The organism is Corynebacterium sp. HMSC074C04 (genome assembly GCF_001838295.1).
GTDB lineage: Bacteria > Actinomycetota > Actinomycetes > Mycobacteriales > Mycobacteriaceae > Corynebacterium > Corynebacterium amycolatum.
Genome location: NZ_KV836270.1, coordinates 556,839 through 563,247, shown reverse-complemented (window position 1 = coordinate 563,247; position 6,409 = coordinate 556,839). Strand labels below are relative to the sequence as shown.

The following is a 6,409-nucleotide window of genomic DNA, read 5'->3' as shown; positions in this document are numbered from 1 at the left end:
GGGCAGGGAGGGGTGGATTATTGTGGATTTAGTCGATGTGTTTTCGGGCGTTGGTTCGATGACTTTTGAACTTTTAAAGACATCGGCTGTTGAATGGGCTCCTGGTTAGTAAATGAGCAGTGACAACGTAATAAACCCGTTTTTTCATTTGCATTTCAGGGTGAAGAGGGGTCAAGATTGGGTAAGCCCAGGCTGCCCGAATGGGGTAGAGGGTGTTGCGCTGCTCACACTCTTTGATATTGTGTGTTCTAATCCACTGCAGGTGTCGGTTCTTTATGGTTACGACACGGTCGATGTGAACTAAGCAAACTTTTTCACTGGACAAGATGCAATGGAACGCAAATGTCGCGCATAATTGAATCATTGGAAACAATGCGACCCCGAAGGGGTGGCGTGGAGTTGGGAGGCAGCATGCTGTTTTCCGCTGTGCCTGCTTCCCCCGCACTCTGGAGTCGTTAAGAAGAATTTTTCTGTGAAAGGGAAGTTGTGGCTACTAAAGACGGCAAGGCTGTACTCCACTACCCGGGCGGCGAGTTCGAGATGGACATCGTCAAGGCAACCGAGGGTAACGACGGTATTGCTCTGGGCAAGATGCTCCAGGAAACTGGACTGACCACCTTCGACCCGGGCTACACCGCCACCGGTTCTACCGAGTCCAAGATCACTTACATCGACGGCGGTAACGGCATCCTGCGCTACCGCGGTTACCCGATTGAGCAGCTGGCTGAGAAGGCCACCTTCAACGAGGTTTCCTACCTGTTGATTCACGGTCACCTCCCATCTGAGGAAGAGATCGCACAGTTCAACCACGACATTCGTCACCACACCCTGCTGGACGAGGACTTCCGTCGCGCATTCAGCATCTTCCCGCGTGGCGCACACCCGATGCAGACCCTGGCTTCTTCGGTCAACATTCTGGCTTCCTACTACCAGGACGAGCTGGATCCGCTGAACGAAGAGCAGCGTAACCTGGCTGCAGTTCGCCTGATGGCTAAGGTTCCGATGCTGGCTGCATACGCTTACCGCGCATCCAAGGGTGAGCCGTACATGTACCCGGACAACAACCTGAACGCTCGCGAGAACTTCCTGCGCATGATGTTCGGTTACCCGACCGCTGACTACGAGGTTGACCCGGTTGTGGTTGACGCTCTGGACAAGCTGCTCATCCTGCACGCTGACCACGAGCAGAACTGCTCCACCTCCACCGTCCGCATGGTCGCTTCCTCCGGCGCTTCCATGTTCGTCTCCATCGCTGCTGGTATCAACGCTCTGTCTGGCCCGCTGCACGGTGGTGCTAACCAGGCTGTTCTGGAGATGCTCGAGGACATCCAGCAGAACCACGGTGGCGACGCTACCGAGTTCATGAACCGCGTAAAGAACAAGGAGCCGGGCGTCCGCCTGATGGGCTTCGGTCACCGCGTCTACAAGTCCTACGACCCGCGTGCAGCTATCGCTAAGAAGACCGCTCACGACGTGCTCGAGCACCTCGGTGGCGACGAGCTGCTGGATCTGGCCATGAAGCTGGAAGAGATTGCACTGGCTGATGACTACTTCGTCTCCCGCAAGCTCTACCCGAACGTTGACTTCTACACCGGCCTGATTTACCGCGCCATGGGCTTCCCGACGGACTTCTTCACCGTCCTGTTTGCCATCGGCCGCCTCCCGGGCTGGATTGCTCAGTTCAACGAGCAGGTCACTGACCCGGCATCGAAGATCAACCGTCCTCGCCAGATTTACACCGGCGAGACCGAGCGTGACTTCGTTCCGCGCGACCAGCGCTAAGGTTTTAGCGATTACCGCGTAGGGGTTCCTCGCAGGTAGCTCAGCATAGAAAGTCCAGCGTTGAAAACGCGAAAAGGCGCGTACTAGCCTTCGAAAGGTTGGTACGCGCCTTTTATTTTTCCTAGAATTTTAAGAAACCCCATTTGAGTTGGGTCCATTTAAGTTGGAATAATTGCCAGCTTTGATAAATGCCAACTGTGATAGGAGATTGTCTTGTCCAAGCCAGAACTCACTGCTAAGTCCGGTCCGGCTCCGACGGAACTCGTCATCAACGACCTCACTGTCGGTGACGGCAAGGAGGCCACCCCGGGTGCTCGCGTCGAGGTCCACTACGTGGGTGTTGACTACGAGACCGGTGAAGAGTTCGACTCTTCCTGGAACCGCGGCCAGTCCATCGAGTTCCCGCTGAACGGTCTGATTGCCGGTTGGCAGGAAGGCATTCCGGGCATGAAGGTCGGCGGTCGCCGCGAGCTGATTTGCCCGCCGGAGAAGGCTTACGGCCCGGCTGGTGCAGGACACTTCCTGTCTGGTAAGACCCTGGTCTTTGTCATCGATCTGTTGGACGTTAAGTAAAACTTCTCCCCGATAGTAAGGCCCCGGATCTCCAGCGGAGAAAGTGACTGCGTTTATGACGCTTCAGGCGTGAAAATTTGCCCAAAAGTGCCATAAACCCAGTCACCTTCTTGCTTTCTGAGATTGGGGTGGGGCTGAAGGCCTGAACCAGGCCCAAACCAGCCCCCGGCCCCCTACTCACCCAGTGCGAAGCGACGGTAGTGGTCGAAACGTTGCTCACGGCCAACGCGAGCCGGGTTCTTCTCCAGTTCCCAGAGGGCGTGCTCGATAGCGCTCAGGGCACGGCGGGGCAGTTCGGCCGGATCCGCAGGTTCGGCCACGATCTCGTCGATGACCCCGGTCTTCAGCATGGCCTCGGCGCCAACGCCCTGTTCCTCCATCATTTCTGGAGCATGCTCGGTGTCTCGGTAGATAATCGCCGAAGCACCCTCCGGAGGCAACGGAGACATCCAGGCATCGTGCATTGCCAGCACGCGGTCAGAGGGCAGCATGGCCAGCGCGCCACCACCGCAGCCCTGGCCGAGAATGAGAGACACGGTCGGGACCTTCAAGTTCACCAGCGTGGTCAAGGTGCGGGCAATCTCGCCGGCCATGGCATTTTCCTCGGCATCTTTGGTCAACTCAGCGCCGGGGGTATCAATGACCGTGACCAGCGGAATGTTCAGGCTCTCCGCAATGCGCATCGCGCGGCGGGCAAAACGCAGCGAACCCGGCCCCATTGGGTGTGTGCCCAGCGGCGGCTGGTTATGCCGGTCCTGGGCGACCAAATCACCGGCCGCTCACCAATCCGCGCTAGGCGAGCCCGGACCGACAGCGATTTGTGGCCATCGCCAGTGCCGGAGATTGGCACGGAGCAGTCGACAAGGGCATCGATAATATCGCCGCCACCTGGACGAGAAGTATCGCGGGTGCGCAGGATAGCTTCCCAGGTATCGCGACCATCAATGTCTGCTGCTGGCGGTGGGGTGGGTTCGCTGGGGTCTCCGTCGGCAAGCACGTCGATGGTGCGGCGGACAGCGCCGCGCAGACCTTCGAGCGGAATGATGCCGTCGATAATGCCCTGCTTGAACAGGTTCTCGGAGGTCTGAACGCCTTCGGGCATGGGTTCGCCGGTAGCGAGCTCGACGACGCGCGGGCCGAGGAAGCCGAGAAGCGCGCCGGGCTCTGCGAAAGTGAAGTGACCTGCCGACCCCCACGACGCCATGACACCGCCGGTGGTGGGATTGCGCAGGTACACCAGGAAGGGCAAGTGAGAATCCTTGTGGCGCGCCACTGCGGTGGTAATAGAGATCATGAGCGCGAACGCCGCGGTGCCCTCCTGCATGCGAGTGCCGCCCGAGGTTGGTGAGAGCAACAGCGGCAGCTGCTCCGCGGTCGCGCGCTCGATGCTGCGGATAATCCGGCGAGCGGTAGCGGTGCCGATAGAACCGCCGAGGAAGCCGAACTCAGAACAGATGACGGCGACGCGCTTGCCGCCGACGGTGCCTTCGCCGGTGATAACGGCCTCATCGAGACCTGTTTTATCAGAGGCGCGGGACAGTGTGCCGCGGTAGGCCTCGTCGATGTCACCGTGCTCGGGCGCGCCGTCCCAGGATGTGAAACTTCCGTGGTCGAGGACGGTATCTATTACTTGTTGGGCGCTGATTCTAGCCATACCTCCACGGTAGTAAACAAGGGGTAAACCGGCTTAGTTGATGGTGGGCGGAAAGGGGTAGCGCTATTGTCGGAAAAAACATGTCCGCACTACCGAGGAGTCGAACCAATGCCGATTACTGAGCGCCTCACCGAGCTGGCTAATCAGCGGCCAAACGTATGTGTCGTCGGTTCCATCAACGCAGACCTGACTGTCACTGTGAAGCGCCTGCCGCATGGTGGTGAGACTATCGAGGGGAGTCCCTTGCGTATTCTGCCGGGCGGTAAGTCGGCGAATCAGGCGGCGACGGCTGGCAGGCTGGGCGCGGCCGTGGAACTGGTCGGCGCGGTCGGTTCGGATCCCAACGCACAGTTGCTGCGCGACGCGCTTACCGACGCTCACGTGGACATCTCCGCAGTTGAGACCGTCGACTCTGCCACTGGCACAGCCATGATTGTTGTTGATGATGCGGCGGAGAATTTCATTGTCATCTCCGCTGGCGCCAATGGTGAAGTCGATGCTGAGACGGTGCGCAGTCATGCGGACAAGATTCAGCGGGCGGGGTGCCTCGGTCTGTGTCTGGAGATTTGTGATGAGGCGGTCCTGGCCGCCGCGCAGATTGCCCACGATGCGGGCGTGCCGGTGGTGTTCAACCTGTCGCCGATTCGGGCGGTCAGTGAGGATCTGCTCGCGCTGGTCGATGTCCTCATTGTCAATGAGCACGAACTCGCAGCTATAATCGGCTGCGAGCGCGCGGTCGCCGGTTGCGAGCACGGTCAGTGGGACGCGGTTGGTCGCGCGCTTGCCGACGAACACGGGATTTCCACGGCCATTGTCACACTTGGTGGGGAGGGGTCTGCGGTCCTGAGGACGTCGGAAAGCGAGGTGTCAGTCACACGCATTCCGGCGCTGCCCATCGAGGTCGTGGATACCACGGGCTGCGGTGATGCGTACATGGGCACGGTCCTCACCGCGTTGGCCGCGGGCGATGATGTGGTGACGGCAGCTCGTCTTGCGGCGGTGGTCTCGGCTCATGCGGCGACAGGCGTGGGGGCGCAGACCTCTTATGGCGAGACAGGAAAAATCGCGCAGTTTGCGGCGGACCACGGTCTATAAGGTGCGCTGAGCAAACTACGCGATTGACGAGTATTCGGTTTTAGGTGACTGTGGCCGAAGGGGGCCACGCTCCTTTTTGGCAGGGCTGGGGCTAGCTCTTGGCCGTTAGGGCCTTCTTCCAGCTGACCGCGGCACCGGTGCGCAGGACATTGCGCGGGTAGATCCAGGCTGCGAGTGCGATGACTGCGGCTACTCCCACAACCATGATTAGCAGTGAGGCAACCAACTGGAGTGCGGAGAAATTGCCAACGGCATACTGCAACGGAGCGGTGGTGATGGAAACCGGCGGAATCCACGAGGCAATCTGCATGACGGTAGAGTCCAGCTTGCTCCAGCCAAACAGCGGAACATACATCGTAATCAGCGAGAACACCAGTACCGGCATCTGTGCGCCCTGGAAATCTTCCATACGGCTGACCAGTGATGCGGAGGCTGCATACAGCGCGGCGAAGAAGAAGTAACCGAGGATGAAGCACGGGACCAGCAGCCAGACTGCGGACCACGGGACATCGAAGCTCTCCGCCAATCCGGTAATCATGAGGGCAACTGCGGCGCTGGCGGTCAGCACACTCATCATGATGATGCCGGCCAGACCGGCGCCGAGGATCTTGCCGGCCAACAGGTGCGCCGGGCGGACTGTCGAGAGAATGATCTCGATGACACGGGAGGACTTCTCCTCGATGACGCTGGTGGCCACTGCGCCACCGAAGACGAGGATGGCGGTCATCATGACCATCACACCGATTAGCGTGATGAGCATCGCAGGCATCTTCTCGTCTTTTGCTTCATCCAGGGATTCCACCGACACGGCTGCGCTTTGAGTCTTGGAGAAAAACTCGCCGGGGTTGATTCCGTTTTCGCTGAGCAGCATGGCTTCGTTCTGTTTCTGCAGCGACTCCTGCAGCATTGGGGCTAGCCAGGATGGGGCGTCGTCGGCAAGCAGCTTCCACGAGCCCTCCTTGCCTTCTGCGGTGTCGGGGACGAGAGCGGCGTCGGCATCACCGTCGGTGACGGCAGCGCGAGCGGCCTTGTCGGCTGCCGCGGACGTAATCTCCAACGGTGACAGTGATGCCGTGGCAAATGCGCCGGCTGCGGCATCCGCACCTTCAGCATCTTTCATTTCGGCGGTGGCGTCGGCGAGAGAGTCCGCGAACGGCGCTTCTCCGACGACCGCGATCTTGACAGCGTCATTATCGGACTTGGAAGTCATGTAGTCGGCAACGAAGATACCGCCGACGACCGCCACTGCCATGATGATGAGCGTGATCAGCGAGCTCTTCTTCAGTAGATGCTCGCGGAGTTCGC

The 6,409-nt window shown here is 59.6% G+C and carries 4 protein-coding genes and 1 pseudogene; 3 read left to right on the top strand and 2 right to left on the bottom strand.

Annotated elements, in window-relative coordinates; genetic code table 11:
• Positions 1 to 486 precede the first annotated feature (486 nt).
• Together HMPREF3011_RS03790 and HMPREF3011_RS03785 are read left to right on the top strand one after the other, a co-directional pair.
• A complete protein-coding gene (locus tag HMPREF3011_RS03790) occupies positions 487 to 1,782 on the top strand; it encodes a citrate synthase (RefSeq protein ID WP_038626406.1) in 1,296 nt (431 codons plus the stop codon).
• Between the two features lie 213 nt (positions 1,783 to 1,995).
• Positions 1,996 to 2,355: an FKBP-type peptidyl-prolyl cis-trans isomerase gene (locus HMPREF3011_RS03785; protein WP_005511805.1), complete on the top strand. Its 360-nt coding sequence runs from the start codon at positions 1,996 to 1,998 to the stop codon at positions 2,353 to 2,355.
• A gap of 173 nt (positions 2,356 to 2,528) precedes the next feature.
• Here HMPREF3011_RS03785 and HMPREF3011_RS03780 read toward each other — a convergent pair.
• Positions 2,529 to 4,009, bottom strand: a pseudogene (locus HMPREF3011_RS03780) (carboxyl transferase domain-containing protein).
• Between the two features lie 108 nt (positions 4,010 to 4,117).
• On the opposite strand from HMPREF3011_RS03780, the gene HMPREF3011_RS03775 reads away from it, so the two are divergent.
• Positions 4,118 to 5,104, top strand: a complete 987-nt coding sequence (locus HMPREF3011_RS03775; protein WP_038626400.1) for a ribokinase — start codon at positions 4,118 to 4,120, stop codon at positions 5,102 to 5,104.
• A 91-nt stretch (positions 5,105 to 5,195) separates the two neighbouring features.
• On the opposite strand, the gene HMPREF3011_RS03770 is transcribed toward HMPREF3011_RS03775, so the two are convergent.
• The coding region (locus HMPREF3011_RS03770; protein WP_070841160.1) for an ABC transporter permease at positions 5,196 to 6,409 on the bottom strand (1,214 nt) is incomplete at its 5' end.

What these genes read in the sequence shown, in the direction of transcription:
- HMPREF3011_RS03775 (WP_038626400.1), top strand. Translation starts at nt 4,118, where the DNA reads ATGCCGATTACTGAGCGCCTCACCGAGCTGGCTAATCAGCGGCCAAAC.